Annotated in this window: 19 protein-coding genes and 2 tRNA genes; 10 read left to right on the top strand and 11 right to left on the bottom strand. The window is 57.4% G+C overall.

Going from position 1 to position 19,398, the window contains the following annotated elements:
• Positions 1 to 6: 6 nt before the first annotated feature.
• From ABLN87_RS05095 to ABLN87_RS05060, 8 genes are read left to right on the top strand one after another with little or no spacing between them, the layout of a single operon-like run.
• Positions 7 to 1,335 (top strand): TRAP transporter large permease, encoded by a 1,329-nt coding sequence (locus ABLN87_RS05095; protein ID WP_170532424.1) that lies wholly within the window; start codon positions 7 to 9, stop codon positions 1,333 to 1,335.
• A 12-nt stretch (positions 1,336 to 1,347) separates the two neighbouring features.
• Positions 1,348 to 2,655, top strand: coding sequence for a histidinol dehydrogenase (gene hisD, locus ABLN87_RS05090; RefSeq protein ID WP_353008035.1), 1,308 nt, complete (start codon positions 1,348 to 1,350; stop codon positions 2,653 to 2,655).
• A complete protein-coding gene (locus ABLN87_RS05085) occupies positions 2,648 to 3,409 on the top strand; it encodes an SDR family NAD(P)-dependent oxidoreductase (protein WP_353008033.1) in 762 nt (253 codons plus the stop codon). The genes hisD and ABLN87_RS05085 overlap by 8 nt, the downstream gene beginning before the upstream one ends.
• Positions 3,406 to 4,383 (top strand): alcohol dehydrogenase catalytic domain-containing protein, encoded by a 978-nt coding sequence (locus ABLN87_RS05080; protein WP_353008032.1) that lies wholly within the window; start codon positions 3,406 to 3,408, stop codon positions 4,381 to 4,383. Before ABLN87_RS05085 ends, ABLN87_RS05080 begins: the two co-directional genes overlap by 4 nt.
• Before the next feature lie 23 nt (positions 4,384 to 4,406).
• Positions 4,407 to 4,817, top strand: coding sequence for a universal stress protein (locus ABLN87_RS05075; protein WP_353008030.1), 411 nt, complete (start codon positions 4,407 to 4,409; stop codon positions 4,815 to 4,817).
• 50 nt (positions 4,818 to 4,867) lie between these two features.
• The gene (gene comD, locus ABLN87_RS05070; protein ID WP_353008029.1) at positions 4,868 to 5,374 is read left to right on the top strand and encodes a sulfopyruvate decarboxylase subunit alpha; all 507 of its coding nucleotides are present in this window, start codon (positions 4,868 to 4,870) and stop codon (positions 5,372 to 5,374) included.
• Positions 5,371 to 5,925, top strand: coding sequence for a sulfopyruvate decarboxylase subunit beta (gene comE, locus ABLN87_RS05065; protein ID WP_353008028.1), 555 nt, complete (start codon positions 5,371 to 5,373; stop codon positions 5,923 to 5,925). The genes comD and comE overlap by 4 nt, the downstream gene beginning before the upstream one ends.
• Positions 5,925 to 7,043, top strand: a complete 1,119-nt coding sequence (locus ABLN87_RS05060; RefSeq protein ID WP_353008027.1) for an alpha-hydroxy acid oxidase — start codon at positions 5,925 to 5,927, stop codon at positions 7,041 to 7,043. The genes comE and ABLN87_RS05060 overlap by 1 nt, the downstream gene beginning before the upstream one ends.
• Here ABLN87_RS05060 and ABLN87_RS05055 read toward each other — a convergent pair.
• Positions 7,040 to 8,140 (bottom strand): Hint domain-containing protein, encoded by a 1,101-nt coding sequence (locus ABLN87_RS05055; protein WP_353008026.1) that lies wholly within the window; start codon positions 8,138 to 8,140, stop codon positions 7,040 to 7,042. The genes ABLN87_RS05060 and ABLN87_RS05055 overlap by 4 nt on opposite strands.
• Before the next feature lie 361 nt (positions 8,141 to 8,501).
• On the opposite strand from ABLN87_RS05055, the gene ABLN87_RS05050 reads away from it, so the two are divergent.
• Positions 8,502 to 9,905, top strand: a complete 1,404-nt coding sequence (locus ABLN87_RS05050; RefSeq protein ID WP_353008025.1) for an MATE family efflux transporter — start codon at positions 8,502 to 8,504, stop codon at positions 9,903 to 9,905.
• 5 nt (positions 9,906 to 9,910) lie between these two features.
• Here ABLN87_RS05050 and ABLN87_RS05045 read toward each other — a convergent pair whose 3' ends face one another.
• The 8 genes from ABLN87_RS05045 to ABLN87_RS05010 form a co-directional block, all read right to left on the bottom strand.
• The gene (locus tag ABLN87_RS05045; RefSeq protein WP_353008024.1) at positions 9,911 to 11,008 is read right to left on the bottom strand and encodes a M56 family metallopeptidase; all 1,098 of its coding nucleotides are present in this window, start codon (positions 11,006 to 11,008) and stop codon (positions 9,911 to 9,913) included.
• Complete coding sequence (locus tag ABLN87_RS05040; RefSeq protein ID WP_170533094.1) at positions 10,995 to 11,390, bottom strand: BlaI/MecI/CopY family transcriptional regulator; 396 nt, start codon at positions 11,388 to 11,390, stop codon at positions 10,995 to 10,997. Before ABLN87_RS05040 ends, ABLN87_RS05045 begins: the two co-directional genes overlap by 14 nt.
• Positions 11,391 to 11,455: 65 nt before the next feature.
• Positions 11,456 to 11,857: a DUF2160 domain-containing protein gene (locus tag ABLN87_RS05035; RefSeq protein WP_353008023.1), complete on the bottom strand. Its 402-nt coding sequence runs from the start codon at positions 11,855 to 11,857 to the stop codon at positions 11,456 to 11,458.
• A gap of 8 nt (positions 11,858 to 11,865) precedes the next feature.
• Complete coding sequence (locus ABLN87_RS05030; protein WP_058280831.1) at positions 11,866 to 12,663, bottom strand: carbohydrate ABC transporter permease; 798 nt, start codon at positions 12,661 to 12,663, stop codon at positions 11,866 to 11,868.
• On the bottom strand, positions 12,660 to 13,523 hold the full coding sequence (locus tag ABLN87_RS05025) for a carbohydrate ABC transporter permease (protein WP_085807799.1): 864 nt from the start codon (positions 13,521 to 13,523) through the stop codon (positions 12,660 to 12,662). The genes ABLN87_RS05030 and ABLN87_RS05025 overlap by 4 nt, the downstream gene beginning before the upstream one ends.
• A complete protein-coding gene (locus tag ABLN87_RS05020) occupies positions 13,523 to 14,596 on the bottom strand; it encodes an ABC transporter ATP-binding protein (protein ID WP_353008021.1) in 1,074 nt (357 codons plus the stop codon). Before ABLN87_RS05020 ends, ABLN87_RS05025 begins: the two co-directional genes overlap by 1 nt.
• 1 nt (position 14,597) lies before the next feature.
• Entirely contained in the window at positions 14,598 to 15,647 is a 1,050-nt protein-coding gene (locus ABLN87_RS05015) for an ABC transporter ATP-binding protein (protein ID WP_353008020.1), read from the bottom strand.
• Between the two features lie 81 nt (positions 15,648 to 15,728).
• Positions 15,729 to 17,468 (bottom strand): ABC transporter substrate-binding protein, encoded by a 1,740-nt coding sequence (locus tag ABLN87_RS05010; RefSeq protein WP_353008019.1) that lies wholly within the window; start codon positions 17,466 to 17,468, stop codon positions 15,729 to 15,731.
• A 401-nt stretch (positions 17,469 to 17,869) separates the two neighbouring features.
• Here ABLN87_RS05010 and ABLN87_RS05005 point away from each other — a divergent pair, with 401 nt between their 5' ends.
• A complete protein-coding gene (locus ABLN87_RS05005; RefSeq protein WP_353008017.1) occupies positions 17,870 to 18,652 on the top strand; it encodes a DeoR/GlpR family DNA-binding transcription regulator in 783 nt (260 codons plus the stop codon).
• Between the two features lie 466 nt (positions 18,653 to 19,118).
• Here the strand turns inward: ABLN87_RS05005 and ABLN87_RS05000 are convergent.
• Positions 19,119 to 19,193 (bottom strand) — tRNA-Glu (locus ABLN87_RS05000).
• A gap of 71 nt (positions 19,194 to 19,264) precedes the next feature.
• Positions 19,265 to 19,339 (bottom strand) — tRNA-Glu (locus ABLN87_RS04995).
• Positions 19,340 to 19,398: the final 59 nt, after the last annotated feature.

The following is a 19,398-nucleotide window of genomic DNA, read 5'->3' as shown; positions in this document are numbered from 1 at the left end:
TCTGAGATGCTTTGGAATACCCTCAATCAAACGGTCGAATTGGGCTGGGATTTTTATCTGCCCGTGATCCTGTTCGTGGGTCTGATCGCCATGGCCGTGCCCGTCTGGGCGGCGATCGGGTCAGCAGCGATCCTGATGCTTGTCATGTCCGGCGACCTGCCGTTGAGCCTTGTGGGCGAAAGCCTGTTCACCGGCATTGATGCTTTTGCCCTGACTGCTGTGCCCTTGTTCATCCTGACGGGTGACGTACTGGTTCGCACTGGATTGTCCCGAAAATTCCTGGATGTGGCCGAAGCGCTGACCTGTTTCGCCAAGGGTGGCTTTGGCTCGGCCACCGTGCTTGTTTGCGGCATGTTCGCGGCCATTTCCGGGTCCGACGCGGCGGGTGCTGCCGCAGTTGGGCGCATGACGATCAACCGTCTGGTCGAGAGCGGCTATCCGCGCCCCTATGCCTGTGCATTGGTTGCGGCGGGGGCCTGTACCGGCATCCTGATCCCGCCCTCGATTGCCTACATCATCATCGGGCTTGTGCTGGGTATATCTGCCTCGACCCTGTTCCTGGCCGCGCTGATCCCCGGTCTGGCCATTCTGGTCTCGATCCTGATCACCAACATCATCATGAACCGCCTTTATGCCTATGAGGGCGGCGGTATGATGACCATGGGTGAGTGGCTGGCCAATCTGGGCAAGGCGCTGAAATCCGGCTGGTACGCCTTCATCGTGCCGGGCATCATCTTCTACGGCATCTTCTCGGGCCGTCTGACCCCCACCGAAGCCGGTGCGACCGCCGTTGTCGTTACCATCATCATGGGCTTCATCCTGCGCACGCTGACACTGGCCGATTTCCCGTCAATGCTGGTCAGCTCGGCCAAGGTCAACGGGGTGATTCTGCCGATCATCGCCTTTTCGGCCCCATTGGCCGAGGCGCTGGCGATCATGGGTGTGCCGCAGGGATTTGTGACATCTGTTACCAATCTGACCGATGACCCGTACTTGCTGATCTTGCTGATGATCGGAATCCTGATCGCGGCAGGCTGTGTGATGGAAACAACGCCGAACATCGTGATCCTTGCACCGATCCTGAAACCTTTGGCCGACAATATCGGCATGAACGAGATTCAGTTCTGCATCATGATGATCACAGCCCTGGGCGTGGGCTTCATCACCCCGCCGCTGGGCCTGAACCTGTTTGTTGTTTCCGGGATAACCGGAGAATCAATCCTAAAAATCGCAGCCCGCGCCGTTCCCTTTGTCTTGACCATGCTGATTGTGGTTCTGTTGATCGCGTATGTACCCGCAGTTTCAACCACATTGCTCCCTGAAATCTACCAATAGGATTTGCTGAATATGCCGCGTGACTATCTGAAAAAGGCAACCCTGACGGCGCAATCTCATGCGTCCGAGGTGCACGATACGGTCAAAACCATCCTGTCCGATATCGAGTCGGGGGGTGACGCCAAAGCGCTGGAATATGCCGCTAAATTCGACAAGTTCGAAGGCAATGTCCTGATGACTCAGGACGAGATCGACGCGGCCATCGCCTTGGTGCCCGAGAAACTGAAGGCCGATATCCGATTTGCCCATGACAACGTGCGCCGCTTTGCCGAAACGCAAAAAGCCACCGTGTCGGATGTGCAGACCGAGATTGTGCCCGGCGTTGTCGCGGGGCAAAAGGCGATCCCTGTCGATGCGGCAGGGTGCTATGTGCCTGGCGGACGCTACAGCCATATCGCCAGTGCGATTATGACGGTAACCACAGCCAAAGTAGCAGGGTGTCGCCATATCACAGCATGCTCTCCTCCCCGTCCGGGTGAGGGCGTCGCACCTGCGATCGTCTACGCCGCGCATATCTGCGGGGCGGACAGCATCTTGGCGATGGGTGGTGTACAAGGCGTGGCCGCCATGACCTATGGCCTGTTCGGATTGCCACGCGCGAATATCCTTGTCGGGCCTGGCAACCAGTTCGTGGCCGAGGCAAAGCGTATTCTCTACGGCAAGGTCGGTATCGACATGATCGCGGGACCTACGGACAGCTTGATCCTGGCCGATGGCAGCGCAGATGCGCATGTGGTTGCGACTGATTTGGTCAGTCAGGCGGAGCACGGGTATAACTCGCCTGTCTGGCTGGTGACCGATGATCGGGAGTTGGCAGAAAAAGTGATGGAGCTTGTGCCCGCGCTGATTGAGGACCTGCCCGAACTTAACCGCGAAAACGCTACGGCTGCGTGGCGCGACTATGCCGAGGTGATCGTCTGTGCGGATCGTGAAGAAATGGCCGCCTGTTCCGACGACTATGCGCCTGAACACCTGACCGTTCAGGCTGAGGATTTGGATTGGTGGCTGAACCGGCTGACCTGCTATGGCTCGCTGTTTCTGGGCGAGGAAACCACGGTGTCCTATGGTGACAAAGCCACCGGCACGAACCACGTTCTGCCCACCTCTGGCGCGGCCAGCTATACCGGTGGCCTGAGTGTTCATAAATACATGAAAATCGTGACATGGCAGCGGGCAACGCGTGAAGGGTCTAAGCCCATCGCAGTCGCTACCGCCCGCATTTCGCGTCTGGAAGGGATGGAGGGTCATGCGCGCGCCGCAGATGTCCGGCTTGCCAAGTATTTTCCGGATGAGCAATTCGACCTGACCGCAGATGGATGACCCACGCGCGCTCTTTGATCTGACAGGGCGCGTAGCCTGCGTCACCGGCGCAAGCTCGGGGCTTGGGCGACGGGTGGCTTTGGTCTTGGCGCAGGCTGGGGCCAGAGTCGTTGGCGTTGCACGCCGGGCCGATGCTTTGTCGCAACTGTGCGATGACATCGGTGCAAATGCGGCCGCTGTGGCAGGGGATGTTGCGGATCGTGAGAATGTGGGAGCGCTGGTGTCAGAGGTCTCTTCTCATTTTGGCCCGCCTGACATCATCGTTCACGCTGCTGGGGTGAACACGCGCGAGGCGGCGGACGACGTGACGGGGCAGGGGTGGGATGCGACATTGGCCCTGAACCTGAGCGCGCCGTTCTTCCTGAGTCAGGCAATGGTGCCCGCGATGAAGGAAAAAGGCTGGGGCCGGATTGTGAATTTTGCCTCGCTGCAAACCACACGCGCCTTTCCGGGCGGCATCGCCTATGGCGCGACCAAAGCCGGGATTGGGCAATTGACCCGCGCGATGGCCGAGGCATGGTCGCCCCACGGCATAACCGCCAACGCCATTGGTCCGGGGTTCTTCCCGACTGAGCTGACGCAGGCTGTGTTTGACGACCCGGATCGTGCCGCCCGAAACGCCGCGCAGACCTGTATTCAACGCAACGGCCGGATGGAAGATATGGACGGGCCGATCCTGTTTTTGTGCTCGAAAGCCTCGGATTATGTCACTGGGCAGGTCCTCATGGTCGATGGGGGATTCACCGCGAAATGAAAGCGCTTGTGTATGAGGGGGTCGAAGAGGTTGCGTATCGGGATATGCCCGACGCTGTACCCGGCAGGGACGAGCATCTGATCCGTGTCCAGGCGGTTGGCATCTGCGGCTCGGATATGCATGCCTATCTGGGGCATGATGCCCGGCGTCCGGCACCGCTGATCCTCGGCCACGAGGCGGCAGGTGTGATAATCGGCGGCCCGCGTGATGGTACGCGCGTGACGATCAACCCGCTGGTGTCCTGCGGGCTGTGTCCGGCTTGCACCTCGGGCCGGGAAAACCTTTGCCCGCACCGCCAGATCATCTCGATGCCTCCACGCGAAGGGGCCTTTGCGCAATATGTGTCGATGCCCGACCGCAATCTGGTTGAAGTGCCAGATGGTGTGCCATTGGACAAAGCCGCCTTGGCCGAACCCTTGGCCGTCAGCTGGCACACCGTTCGACTGGCCATTGAAGCGTTCCATCCGACCAGCGAAAAACGCGCATTGGTTTTGGGCGGCGGTGCCATTGGTCTGGCTGCGGCATTGGCATTGAGAGCGATGGGCATTGAGGATGTGACGCTGGTCGAGCCAAACTCTGGACGACGCACATTCTTGCAAGGGTTAGGATTTCGCGTCCTAGATGAAGCCGCGGGACCCTATCCGATTGTGATTGATGCGGTCGGTTATGCAGCGACGCGCGCGACGGCGTCGGCCTGTGCAGAACCCGGTGGGGTGATTGCGCATGTCGGCTTGGGTGAGGATACAGGCGGGCTGGATATCCGTCGCATGACCTTGCAGGAAATAACCTTTATCGGCACGTATACCTACACCGCCGAAGATTTCCGCCAAACGGCCCAGGCCATATTCGATGGGCGTTTGGGTGCCCTGGACTGGACCGAAGCGCGCCCTCTGTCCGAAGGGGCGCAGGCGTTTCGCGACCTGCGCTCTGGCGTGGTTACCGCGCCAAAGATTATCCTGGACCCGTGGGAATAGACCGGGCTGAAAAGGAGATTGATATGTATAAGAAAGTTCTTGTTCCGATGGCGCTGGATCACGGCATCTCGCAGCACACGCTGGAGGTTGCCCACGCCCTGTCCGAAGATGGGGCCGAGATCGTTGCCTTGCATGTCTATGAGATGCCTCAGGGCTCGGTCAGCGCCTATCTGGACAAAACACTGGTCGCCGAAGGGTTCGAGCGTGCCCGCCGACAGTTGCTGGAAAAGGTCGAAGGGCTAGATGGTGTGACTGCCGAGATTGTCAAAGGACACACGGCACGCACCATCATCGACTATGCCGACAGCAACGGTATCGATTGCATCGTGATCGGCTCGCACAAGCCGGACCTGAGCGACTATTTTCTGGGATCGACTGCCTCGCGCGTCGTTCGCCACGCGCACTGTGCAGTGCATGTGCATCGCAGAACCTAAATATCATCAATCGCGCATACCGCGCCCTAAACAGGACCAAAAGCTGGACCATGAACATAGACAAGAAGATCACTGACGATCTGGTGGCGAACGACATCTCGTTCGTGACGACCGTCCCCTGCAAGCAACTGGCCGGAGTGATAGAAGAAATCGACCAGCGCGAGGGCATATTCCATATCCCGTCAAACAAGGAAGACGAAGGCATGGGCCTGTGCGCAGGTGCCTGGATGGGCGGGAAACGCCCTGCCATTATCATGCAGAACACGGCCATTGGTGTGACGATCAACACGCTGGCGACGCTGATCCAATATTACCGGATGCCGCTGCCCATGCTGATCTCGTATCGTGGGGAATTGCGTGAACCGGTGGCCTGTCAGGTCGAAATGGCTGTGCATACCAAGGCGTTGTTGGCACAGATGAACATCCCGACCTACCACTTCCACAATCAATCTGATGTCGAAGAACTCGATATGATCCTGAAATACACATTCATGTGCAACAAACCGGTTGCCATTCTGACCGATGCGAACTTTTGGGGAGGCTATGGCGACCAATGATCCGTTCTGAGATTCTGAAAGAAATCGCCCCGATCCTGCGCGACCAACTTGTGGTCTGCAACATTGGCATTCCCAGCCAGGAACTGCACGCCATCGATGACCAGCCGACGAATTTCTACATGCTGGGCACTATGGGTTTGGCTTCATCCATTGGTCTGGGTCTGGCTTTGGTGCAGCCTAAACCGGTGATCGTGATTGATGGGGATGGCTCGATCCTGACCAATCTGGGTACGCTTCCGACCATCGCCAACAACGTGGCGGATAACTATATCTTGCTGATCGTCGACAACGGCTCCTACGGCTCAACCGGGGACCAGCCAACCTATGCGGGTCAGAAAACCTCTCTGACGAAAATGGCGCAGGCTGCGGGGTGTGAGCGGGTAGTCGAATGTGCCGCCGAGGATACGGGTCGCGTGCTGCAAGAGGCGCTGGATAGCAAACAGATGACCATTATCGTCAGCAAATGTGAAAGCGGCAACGCCAAGATGCCGGTTATCACGATGGACCCGGTGGTGATCCGTGACCGCTTTATGAAAGCTGTCGAGGCCTGATGGCCGCAAGCGACATTCATTCAGCCGAAGACGCCCGCCGCCTTGCGCGGCGGCGTTTGCCTTGGATGGTGTTCGACTATATCGATGGTGCTGCGGGGGCTGAGGTCGGGGCCACGCGCAATCGAGCCGCCCTGGATGCGATGACCCTGCGTCCGCGTATACTGCGGGATGTGAGTGAGCGCTCATTGGCAAGCTCTGTCTTTGGCAAATCCGCACAACGTCCATTTGGCATTGCGCCCATGGGAATGTGCAACCTGTCAGGCCCGGGGGCTGATCTGATGCTGGCGCGTCTGTCTGCGCGCTATTCGGTACCGTTGGGCGTATCGACTGTGGCCTCCACCGCGATGGAAAAGATGCTGGAGGTGTCCGAGGGCAATGCCTGGTTTCAGCTGTATTTCAGCGGGGATGGATCAGGAACCACTAAGCTTGTGGATCGGGCCAAGGCTGCGGGATACGACACCCTTGTTCTGACTGTCGATGTCCCCGAGGTTGGGCGCAGACCACGCGAATTGCGGCACGGGTTCCGCATGCCGTTCCGGTTGGGTCCCCGTCAGTTTCTGGACTTCGCGCTGCATCCGCGCTGGTCCTTGTCGACCCTGGTGCACGGTAAGCCGCAAATGGCCAATTTCCTGATGGACGGGTACGAGTTTGACCGAACCGAAAGCCGCGCCAAAGCAGATTGGGACACGCTGGCAAGCCTTCGGGATCGGTGGTCGGGGCATCTGGTGGTCAAAGGTGTATTGGATGTCGACGACGCGGTTGCGCTCAAGGCTGTCGGGGTGGATGCCATTCAGGTCTCCAGCCACGGCGCCCGGCAACTTGAAAGCGCACCGGCCCCATTTTCCATCCTGCCCGAAATCCGCGCCGCAGTCGGAGAAACATTTCCGCTGTTCTATGATAGCGGCCTACGTTCCGGCGAGGATGCTTTGAAAGCCCTTCTCACAGGCGCGAACTTCACTTTCTTCGGCCGGATCCTGCAATTCGCCATTGCAGCGGGGGGCGAAGAGGGGCTGCACCAGCTGTGGCAGGTTCTCAGCGATGAGATGAGCATTGCCATGGCCCAGATCGGTGCCGCTCAGATCGCACAAGCGGCAGGTCAGAACGCCGGTCAGCCTTAGATCAAAGGGCGGTCATTCTTAAGGTGTCGCTGCACCATATTGCGAACTTTACGACCTTTGGATGGAATGTGTCGCGCGGATCGTGCCACATACCCGGGTAGCCTAAGGTCGGGGAATAACTCAAGAATCTCGGCGCGTGCGGCTTGGGGTAAGCTGTCCATGGCCTGTGGGCCCGTAAACAGGCTTTCTGAAGGAGCTCCTTCAGCAAACACAACCTCATGGCGGTCAAATAGCATGTGGTAGTAAGTTACCGACTGAGCGTTGTCTTCACGGTTGATACCCGGCAGGTCGGTCAGCATATGAGCGGGCACCAGAACCTCTGTGGCATCGAACATCCGGGTGGCAATGGGCGAACGCACCAGCATTCTGTGTTGAGGCGACACCAAGAGGTCTCGGCATGGCAACCCTCGGCCCAAAGCACCAGCCTCAATCCGTATCGGTTTGAGCTTGGGTTTAGCCGCCAGCGCTGCCCGATCCAGTTGAGTTGACCCAATCCAGCGAATGATCTGATCCCCGTGATCAGCCGTGCAAACCAAATCACCAGCACTTAGGGAGTCGATCGGTTTCAGCCCCGACGGCGTTGCAATCAGAGTGCCAGCGGCAAAACAGGGCACATCGATAATTGAGGTTGGATCGGTCGTATCAGGCGCGTTTGTTGGCGTGACATTGACGACCTGAATGTTGTAGGTCACGCCCGGGTCCAGTGGCTCAGACGTGATGTATCCGACCAGGGTGCCCTCGACTTCAACGGCATAGACCGTGATGTTGCCGCCACCGGGCACGGTCAGGATATAGGATTCCTCGAGATAGATGTCGCCGCTGGCAAAGGTGGTCGACCCGTCCAGATTGGTAACAACGCCTGTTTGCGTCGCGTCATCCCCGTTTTCGTTGCTGAACCTGTCGCCGTTAAACACGGTTCCCGTGTCAGGCAGCGGGTTGCCCCCGTTCAAAATGGTGCCACCTGCCGCGTCCTCGACATCAAAGACCCTGCGATCCGTCGCCGGGTCATAGCTTGCGGATAAGGTGATAGTATCCTGGCCGAAAAAATTTACTGAAATGACACCCGGCGCGTAGCCGATATATGAATAGTTCGCCATGACTAAACCTGAAACTCATCCACTGGGTAAAACTTTGTCATTGTTTGGCTCTCTAAGATGTTGCGGGATGACATCCAAAAGCGACCAAGCAGCGCCACGCTTACAGCTTGTTTAAGGCGAATAATAGGCGGCACTCCTAAAAAACTGTGTGGGCCAGTCAGAAATCCCATAACAAATTGTAAACAAATTGAGATCGACGGCTGCGATCCTGGACCAATGGGTGGGATGGACTGGGTGGAAATCACTCGCGCGCCACACGCTGGCGTAAAAACCTTACACAGAGGGTTCGGATTGGAATATGTGTTTCACATCGCGGGTGTTTCGGAACACGATTACAAAACCGCAATAACAGGACGGGACCTTGGCCGAGACTTCTGTACGTGAGGCGATATTTCTGAACGGTAGTCTGATGCGCCACGTGACGCGCATGTCGCTCACCACCAGTATCGGATTGATGGCCATTTTCGCCGTTGATTTCGTCGACATGGTCTTCATTTCAATGCTGGGAAATGACGCCTTGGCTGCGGCGGTGGGGTATGCCGGTACGCTGCTGTTTTTTACCAACGCGATCAATATCGGGCTGTCGATTTCAGCAGGCGCTCTTGTCGCGAGAGAGCTTGGCGCTGGCCAGCCTGAACAAGCCCGCAACTATGCATCCAGTGTGGCTGTGATTGGTCTGATCTTGGGATTAATAGTCTCCACTTTAGTGCTGTTAAACATCAGCTTTTTGCTATCTTTGCTTGGAGCCGAAGGGGAGGTTCTAAGGCTGGCAACCCGCTATGTCTCGATCATTTTGCCTACGATGTGGGTGATGTCGATTGCGATGGCATCCATGGCGGTTCTGCGGGCTCATGGGGATGCGCGCCGGTCCATGATGGCGACCATCTATGGTGGCGTGGTGAACGCGGTTCTTGACCCGATCCTGATTTTCGGGGTCGGGCTCGGGCTCGATGGAGCGGCGATTGCATCCGTGATCGCGCGCGTTTGTATGCTGGCCGCCGCCCTGTGGCCTGCCTTGCGCGTGCATCAGGCCTTTGCGCGCCCCTCAATGAGACAAGTGGTACAGGATATCCGGCCTGTTCGGGCCATTGCGATCCCGGCGGTGTTGACCAATGTGGCCACACCCATCGGCAACGCCATCGTCGTGCGCGAGATTGCCCAATACGGAACAGACGCTGTCGCCGGTATGGCAGTGATCGGGCGTTTGTTACCCGTGGCGTTTTCGGTGATTTTTGCGCTGTCGGGCGCCATTGGTCCCATTATCGGACAAAATTACGGGGCCGAGAAATTCGACCGTGTTCGCACAGCTTATCTGGCGGGCATCAAATTCACTGCAATTTATGTTCTTGGTATGGCTGCGATCCTGTTCTTGCTGCGCGCGCCGATCGCAGATCTATTTGCAGCCCAAGGCGAAACCCGCACCCTGATTTACCTGTTCTGCGGACCATTGGCGCTGGCGTCGTTTTTCAACGGTGTCATCTTTGTCGCAAACGCCAGTTTCAACAATCTGGGGCATCCGGTCTATTCAACCTGGATCAACTGGGGTCGCCACACGGTAGGCACCTGGATATTCGCGACGATCGGGTCAAGCCTTGCCGGGGCATCTGGTGTTCTGCTGGGCCAAGCATTCGGTGGTGTCATTTTCGCTGTGATCAGCTGGGGTCTGGTCATGCGCGTGGTGTCCGGCCTGCAGCGGACACAAACGGCTGAGCCCTTCGCGGATCAAAACCGCATCCATTCGCTGTTTGGTCGGCGGGGTTGGTAGCTGCCTCAGTTCCCCTGATTGCGCGCTTCGAGCCGCTCAAGGTTCACAACGGTCGACAGCATCAGCCGATCATGGCTCCAGTCGTGTCTTTGCTGAACAGAGGCAGAGCCGACGGCCAGCAGGCTGGCAAAGATCAGCGTCAGACCCAGAAAGAACACGGGCAGGGGGGGCACGATCTGCGGCGCTTCGGTCAGGGCCAGAACCCTCTGACGTAACACATGTTTGGCTTTGCCGCCGCTGACCAGCGCAACGTTCAGGACACGTGGGTGGCCGACTGACACGGTGCGGGCGCAATAGTCCAGCAAACAGGTGGTGTATTCGCGCGAGTCGATCCGTTTGCGTGCGACCACGGACTGATCACAGGCCAGCTCGCGCAGGCGATCAAACTGGTATTTCAGGACCAGATAGGCCGGGTTCCAGAACAGAAGCGGACGCAGCAGTTCGAACCCAAGCTCCCACTCTACATCTCCCGCGCGGATGTGCTGAAATTCGTGTGCCAACGCAAAGCGTAGCTCGCGGGGGGTATCCAGTAGATGGCTGGGAAGCACCACGTGACGACGGCGCAGGCCGCGCACAGCGAACGGAACGGTGATACGATCAGACAGGCGGATATCAACCTTGTTTGACTGCCGCCAGAGAAAGCTGGTCCCGACCGTGGCGCGAATGGCAAGCGCGTCACGCGTGACACGCAGCGCCAGCACAACTGCTACACAGGCCAATACGGACAACATAATGGTGATGGCGGTCGATTGACCGGACAGGACCTGATCCAACCAACGCTCGCGGGTGTTCAGCAACGCTTCAAATTGGGTGGCGGGCATTGCAATCTCGCCACGCAGATAGGCAGCTACTGCAATATCACCAAGTGCTACAGCCCGATCCGGCCAGATGAGGCTGGCCATGGCGGACACACCAAGCGCCAGCAGCGGGCTGGCCAGAACGCAGAGACACAACACCTTGAACGCGCGCAGCTGAGCGATATAGCCGCCGCGCAGCGATGTGCGGGCCAAAGCAGCGCGTGCGATCACCCAGATCACAGCGGACAGGCCCAAAACGATATTCATTTCTAGATAAGCGTCGAGTACCGGTTTAACCGCGGTCATGTTGCAGTCTCCTCTCTACCAGTGCTCGAATCTCCTCCAGATCGGTTTCGCTCAGACCTTCATCGTCCACCAAGCGGGCGACCAGAGAGGCGGGCGTGTTGTCAAACAACGTCCGCGACAGGTTCTGAAGTGAGCGTGCCTGATACCTGTCCTTGTCCAGAAGTGGCCGATAGATCAGCGTCTTGCCATCCTTGCGACTTTCGACAAATCCCTTTTCGTCAAGAATGCGCAGGATCGTGGCGCCTGATGTATAGGCCAGATTCCGTTCTGGGGGCAGGCGACCTAAAACATCACGCACCGAACCTTGCCCAAGCGCCCAGAGCTCGTTCATGAACTCCAGTTCAACTTCGGTCAGCAGGTTTGTCGTCTTTTTCTTACGCATTGATCTCGGTGTCGTCATGTTTGGTCTGCCTGTCAGACAAGCATCCTTTCGCTGTTTCGCAAAGCTTAAACTTTCCAGAAGACGAAGATGCCCCAGCCGATGGAGAGGAAAAGCGGGGTCCAGACGGGCTGACCAACCAGCCCGAGCCAGGCAAGGAAGATATAGGCCGAACCTAATAGCGTGATAAACAGCCTATCGCCCAGCGTGGTTGTCAGGCCCAACACGCCACGCCGTTCGATCCCGTCGCGGTACTTGAACCCTTCGAGCAGGCCGATCAGCGCGATGGCCGAAAAGATGCCGACGAACAGGGCCAAAGTCGCTGGCGTCCACGCCATCCAGAAATCGGGCCACAGAGGGTCGGTCCAAGAGAAGCCTTTTTCCTCTTGCTGGCCGACGCTGCCCCAGCCAGCTTGCTGGGCGACGGCGATAGTTGGGAGGAAGGGGAGGGCAAGAAGAAGTTTGCGCATATCGAACCTCACACACGTCCCATCGCGAAACCACGCGCGATGTAGTTGCGGACAAACCAGATGACGATGGCACCGGGGATGATGGTCAGGGTTCCGGCGGCTGCCAACAGACCCAACTCATACCCCGCGCTGGAGGCGGTGCGGGTCATCACGGCAGCGATGGGTTTTGCCTCGACCGCAGTCAGGGTTTTGGCGAGCAGCATTTCCACCCACGAGAACATGAAGCAGAAGAAGGCTGCGACGCCCACGCCCGCTTTGATGTTCGGCAAAAAGATCGTCACGAAGAAGCGCGGGAAGGAATAGCCGTCGACATAGGCCGTCTCGTCCAGCTCCTTGGGGATGCCGCGCATGAACCCCTCCAAAATCCACACCGCCAGTGGCACGTTGAACAGCGTATGCGCCAGCGCCACTGCCAGATAAGTGTCGAACAGGTGGATCGACGAATAAAGCTGGAAGAAGGGCAGCGCAAAGACTGCCGCCGGGGCCATTCGGTTGGTCAGCAGCCAGAAGAACAACTGCTTGTCGCCCAGGAACCGATAGCGCGAGAAGGCGTAGGCCGCGGGCAGGGCCACACAGACCGACAACACCGTGTTGATCGTCACGTAGATGATCGAGTTGATGTAGCCCCAGTACCATGTCGGATCGGTGAAGATGGTGATGTAGTTTTCCAGCGTAAAGGTCTGGGGAAACAGGGAAAAGCCCGACAGGATCTCGTTCGTGGTTTTGAAGGACATCGCCACAAGCCAATAGATCGGCAGCATCAGAAACGCGATATAGAGGATCGGGATCAGGGACCGCTTCTTCATTGCGCGTCATCCTTTGTCATCAGTGTGTAGAAGACCCAGCTGACCAGCAGCGTGATAGCGAAGTAGATCAGACTCATCGCGGCTGCGGGGCCGAGATCGAACTGTCCCAGGGCGATCTTCACAAGGTCGATCGACAGCAAAGTGGTTGAGTTGCCGGGGCCACCGCCTGTTAGAACGAAAGGCTCGGTATAGATGTTGAAACTGTCCATGAACCGCAGCAGCACCGCGATGGTCAGAACCGTTTTCATCTTTGGCAGTTGGATGTAACGGAACACCGACCAAGGGCTGGCCCCGTCGATCTTGGCCGCTTGATAGTAAGCGTCCGGGATAGATACGAGGCCCGCATAGCACAGCAACACGACCAGCGAGGTCCAGTGCCAAACATCCATCACAACGACCGTGATCCATGCCGAAAGTGGCTGCTGGGTCATGTCATAGTTGATGCCCAGCACGTCATTCAGGAAGTATCCCAGCAGGCCGATCTTGGGCAGGGTGAAGATGTTCCACATTGAGCCCACCACGTTCCAAGGGATGAGCATCGGCAGGGCCATCAGAACCAGGCAGACCGGCACCCAGAACCCTTTGCGCGGCATCGACAGAGCGACGATGATGCCCAAGGGCACCTCGATCAGCAGGATCAGGAAGGTAAAGAGGAACTGCCGACCAAGGGCCGCTTGGAAACGGTCCGAGCGCAGGATTTGCTCGAACCAGCCCAGACCTTCCCAGAAAAACTGGTTGTTGCCGAAGGTTTCCTGCACCGAGTAGTTGACCACCGTCATCATCGGCACCAGCGCGTTGAACGCGACCAGTGCCAGCACCGGCAGGACAAAGAACCAAGCTTTTTGGTTTTCCGTTCTCATCAGCTGCGCTCCTCGGTTGCGATCCAGCCGTCGCGGTAAACGCGGGATTGTTCTGGTTTGAATTGCAGGAAGACCTGTGAGCCCGGATTGGGTGCATTATGTTCGGTCACGGCTTTAAGGGCGGTGTCGCCGACCATGGCGCTGACCACGTAGTGGCGGCCGATATCGGACACTTTGGTGACCTGCGCAGGAATACCGGTGTCGCCGAAGCCCACATATTCCGGGCGGATGCCCAGATCAGTTCGGCCACCGTCTCCGTGGGTTGGGCCTTCCAGCATGACCTCGTGGCCTTCGAACAGGGCGCGGTCGCCTTTGGCCTCGCAGGGGAGGACGTTCATGCCGGGGGAACCGATGAAATGACCGACAAAAGTGTGCTGAGGGCGTTCGAACAGCTCAACCGGGGTACCGATCTGAACCACTTCGCCTTCCTGCATCACTACGACCTCATCGGCAAAGGTCAGCGCTTCGGTCTGGTCGTGGGTCACATAGATCATCGTGGCCTTTACGCGCTGGTGCAGTTCTTTTAGTTTCGACCGCAGTTTCCATTTCAGATGCGGGTCGATCACGGTCAGCGGCTCGTCAAACATCACCGCGTTGACGTGATCGCGGACCAGACCGCGGCCCATCGAAATCTTCTGCTTATTATCCGGGCTCAATCCGGCGGCACGAGTGCCCAGCATATCCGTGACGTCCAACATCTCGGCTATCTCATCGACGCGGCGTTTGATCGTCGCTGCGTCCACGCCCCGGTTTTTCAGCGGAAAGGCCAGGTTTTCGCCCACGGTCATCGTGTCGTAGATCACCGGGAACTGGAACACCTGCGCGATGTTGCGCTGATCTGGTGGTAGGGCTGTAACATCCTGACCATCAAACAGAATCTGTCCCTCAGACGGGGTCAGCAGACCCGAGATGATGTTTAGCAAGGTGGACTTGCCGCAGCCCGACGGCCCAAGCAGAGCATAGGCACCGCCATCACGCCAGGTCACGTCAATCTCTTTCAGCGCATAATCCTCGGGGCCTTTCGGCGATGGCATATAGCTGTGTCGCAGGTTGGAAAGCTTGATCTGTGCCATGTCAGGCCACCCTTTGGCCGTCTTGGCCGAAATACCGGCAATGGGCCGGGTTCATGTAGAAACTGTGATCTTCGCCGACCTCATAGGGGTGCACCCCTGCTGCCAAGGACACCCAGTCATCCGATCCATGCCGGAAATGCGCGCTGGAGTCGGAACCCGACAGTTCTGTCACGATCACTCGGCCCGTCAGTTCCACATCAGCATCCGATGTGCGGAACGGTGTCACACGATGTGGGCGCACGGCGACCATGTAGTCTCCGTCGGCCATGTCCGAGACCTTCCAGCCTCCGCCGCCTGCCAATTGCGCCTGCGCACCTGATACGGTGATGCGGGCAACATTGATCGGCGGGTCCGAGAAAACGCGGGCGGCCGCGATGTTTTCGGGATTGCGATAGATGTCTGCGGTCGGACCGAATTGCGTGACGCGACCGTCTTCCATCAAAGCCGTGTAACCGCCCAAAAGCAGGGCTTCTTCGGGTTCCGAGGTCGCGTAGACGACAACGGCACCGCGTCCTGCAAACAGGTCAGGAAGCTGTTCACGCAATTCCTCACGCAGCTTGTAGTCCAGATTTGCCAGTGGTTCATCCAGGAACACAGCCCGGCTCTCTTTCGCAATCGCACGCGCCAGGGCGGTCCGTTGTTGTTGGCCACCCGACAGCTCATGCGGGCGGCGGTGCAGCATCGGGCGCAGTTGCAAGAGGTCAGCAGCCTCTTCCACGCGGCCTTCGATTTCGGATTTCGCCATGCCAGCCACGCGCAAAGGCGAGGCGATGTTGTCAAAAACGGTCATGTGCGGGTAGTTCACGAAGAACTGGTGAACCAAGCTGATCTGCCGTTTTTGTGTGTTCAGCTTAGTGACGTCCTGCCCATCCATGAGGACCTTGCCCGAGGCAATCGGGTCCAACCCGGCCATCATCTTGATCAGAGAGGTCTTGCCCGATCCGGTCGCCCCCAAAAGCACATTGAAATGGCCGGTGCGCAACGTCAGGGTCGTGGGCTTGATATGGATGGTGTTGCCAACCCGTTTGGTGGCGTCTTGTAGTTCGATCATGTCCGTGGATTCCGGTCCTTCAGTGCACGCACTGGTCTTGGGAAGGAGGTGCCGAAAACGGCACCCCCAGTTCTTTCGAGCTTACTGAGACTGCCAGCGCTGAACCAGTTCGTCATAGTTGACGGTCTGGCCTTGCGGCTTTTCGTTCTCAAGCTTGGCCTTGGGCGAGCCCGGCTTTTCCAGCCAGAAGGCCGCATCCTGCGGTTCGTTCAGGCGTGGACCACAACCGCCATAGACGTTGGCGGCCTCATCTGCAGCCTGCATCCGGGACATGGTGATGTCCATCTCTTCGGCCAGACGATCCATCGCCTCTTGCGGGGTGAAGGCGCCCGAGTTCACGTCACCGATCTGCTGCCACCAGATTTGGGCCAGCTTCGGATAGTCCGGAACGTTGATGCCGGTCGGCGACCATGCCACACGGTCAGGCGAGCGATAGAACTCGACCAGACCACCCAGCTTGGGTGCACGTTCAGTGAACGACTCGTGATTGACCGAGCTGTCGCGGATGAAAGTCAGACCCACATGGGACTTCTTCACATCGACAGTCTTGGAGGTCACGAACTGGGCATAGAGCCAAGCTGCCTGAGCACGATCCTCGGGGGTCGACTTCAGGAAGGTCCAGGAACCCACGTCCTGATAACCAACCTTCTGGCCTTCTTCCCAATAGGGGCCGTGCGGGCTGGGCGCCATGCGCCATAGCGGCGTGCCTTCGTCGTCGACAGTGTTATTGCCTTCGGACTTCGGCTTCACCATGTCGGCGGTAAAGGCGGTGTACCAGAATATCTGCTGGGCCACGTTGCCTTGGCTAAGTGCCGGCAGCGACTGGTAGAAGTCATAAGACGCCGCACCCGGAGGCGCGTAGGCCCGCAGCCATTCATCCCACTTGCGGATCGCATAGACCGCAGCCGGACCGTTGGCCGCGCCACCGCGCGAGACGGAGGCCCCAACAGGGTTACAGGTGCCCGCTTCCATGCGGATGCCCCATTCATCAACGGGTACACCATTCGGCTCACCCACGTCACCAGCACCGGCCATCGACAGCCAGGCGTCGGTCATACGCCAACCCAAGTCAGGCGCACGCTTGCCGTAATCCATATGACCATAGATTGTCACACCATCGACTTCCTTGACGTCATTCGTAAAGAACTCGGCGATGTCCTCGTAAGCGGACCAGTTGACCGGAACACCCAGATCATAGCCGTATTTCTCTTTGAACGCGGCCTTGTTGGCTTCGTCATCGAACCAGTCCTTGCGGAACCAGTAGAGGTTCGCGAACTGCTGGTCGGGCAGCTGATATAGCTTGCCGTCCGGACCGGTGGTGAACTGAATGCCCATGAAGTCATCCAGATCCAGCGTCGGCGAGGTTGTCGCCGCCCAGCCACCGCCCATCATGTCTGTCAGCGGGTAGGCCAGCTGCAGGCGCGAGTGGGTGCCAATCAGGTCACTGTCGTTGACATAGCCGTCATACAGGTTCCGACCCGTTTGCATCTGGGTCTGAACGGCCTGCACCACTTCACCTTCACCCAGGATCTGGTGGTTGACCTTGATTCCGGTGATTTCCTCGAACGCCTTGGTCAGAACCTCGGATTCATACGAGTGGGTGGGGATGCCTTCGGACAGGACGTTAATCTCCATGCCCGCATAGGGTTGTGCAGCTTCGATGAACCACTGCATCTCGGCCATCTGCTCGTCTTTCGACAAGGTCGATGGCTGGAATTCGTCGTCAATCCAACGTTGTGCTGCGGCTTCGTCGGCCCAAGCAGAACCGTGCCCCGCAATGACGGCAGCCGCCGCCACTGCGGAAAGTAGATGTCTCCGCATCTGTCTCCTCCCAAAGATTTTGGTTGCGTCCGGCGCAAACCGGATGAGGGGAAGCATCAGCGATTTCTTGCGTATGTGTCAAACTAAATTTTTAGTAATTGTCCTTCGGGCATTCCGAGATGTGAAGAATTATGGGATTGGGGTGGTTGAGAGACGTCGATAAATAATTGATTATAAATCAAAATACTTTGCATCTGGTTTCCGATGAGCTGGCAATGGAGACGCAATCATACGATACTACTCAGCAGGATTGGTGCACGCTATCAACCACGACCCTCGTTGATCCTGCTGTTGCCAAAACAACCAAGGCTTGAGCCTAGAATGATCAAAAAAGCCAAAATGCTGGATTTACCAACCCTGATTTGTAGTTTGTGCGCCAGTTCGATTCTTCGGAGCGGAATGTGAAAAAACACGCACTCAACACCCATCGGGAACTTGAATTGCTTGAGGCGTTGAAGCGTCTTGGTGGCACCGCCCGAAACACTGAACTGGCCACAATGCTGGACGTCTCGGAAGAGACCGTGCGCCGTACGATCAAAGCCCTGTCAAAGGCTGGTACTGTCGAGCGGGTCCATGGCGGCGTGTTTTTGGCAGGTGCGCAGGGCGATCCGGGTTTCTTTCGTCGTATTTCGCAGCACGCCGATGAAAAACGCGCGATTGCTCGGCATGTTGCGACCATGGTCGAGAATCAAATGACCGTCTTCCTGGATGTCGGATCAACGACCGCTTTTGTCGCGGAAGAATTGCGCCAGGCCCAAAACCTAACCATCGTCACCAATTCAATCGTCGTGGCGCTTACATTGGTTGGGGTCAACGGCAACCGGGCGCATCTGTTAGGCGGTGAGATGCAAAGCGATGAACGCGGCACGTTCGGGCATGTCGCGCACAAGCAGGTGCAGCGTTACGCATTCGATTTGGCGGTCCTCAGCACCGATGCGATCTCGGACAGCAAAGGGTTTTTGTACCAAAGCGCGGCTGAGGCTGATTTAGCGTTCACAGTTGCCAATCATACCGATCACGTTGTGATGGCAGCGGATCAGCACAAATTCGATGCGTCCGCGCCTTATGTTGGGCCAGACCCACGGATGGTTCATATGTTGGTCACGGACAGCGCTCCGAAGCAGGCATTTGCTGACCAGATCGCGAAATGGGGGATCAAGCTACAGGTTGCTTCGGCGGGTTAGCCTGCGTGGCAAGATGCTGAACCTAGGTCAAAGAAGTTTCACCAAGTGGTAGCCCGTAGGGAACATACGGATTGTCAGCAAAAACAACTACTTATGTTGGCTAACCGTGCCCTTATTGCACCTAGTGGTGCCTTGGGGAATACAATTGTTTGGCTAACCTCTTATGCAGAGGTTTGAAGTTCAAACGTTGGCATTGATGCAGTGACAACTGCGGTGATCTTCCACCAAGTTGTTCAGCTTGATGAACTGAACGAAAGACTAGTTCCATGGAAATTTGAAGAACCCTCGGTGGAGGCCTGATAAGCTAACACCGAGGGTTCCCTGCGTGAATACAGGTCTTTTGAACCAGATACACGGCTGACAAGTAGGACGGTATTTCCTCTAGGCTGCACCATCAAGGCATAATTATTCTGAAATCGCGCTCAGGAAAGTTCTTATGTTAAGCTATTGATACTAAATAAAAAAATGGTAGCCCGTAGGGGAATCGAACCCCTCTTTCCAGGTTGAAAACCTGGCGTCCTAACCGATAGACGAACGGGCCACGCTGGCTAACCTACGAAATCCCTAGGTTAGCCACTGCTAACCCATTGGGAAATAGGTAAAAATTCAAGTTGGTAGCCCGTAGGGGAATCGAACCCCTCTTTCCAGGTTGAAAACCTGGCGTCCTAACCGATAGACGAACGGGCCACGCTGGCTTGTGGAGGGCCTTTTACGGTTTCACCCCGACCCCCGCAAGCCGAAAAATG

This window comes from Ruegeria sp. SCP10, from assembly GCF_040329495.1.
Classification (GTDB): Bacteria; Pseudomonadota; Alphaproteobacteria; order Rhodobacterales; family Rhodobacteraceae; genus Ruegeria.
Note: the sequence above shows the minus strand (reverse complement) of the source record. Positions and strands in the feature narration are given on the sequence as shown.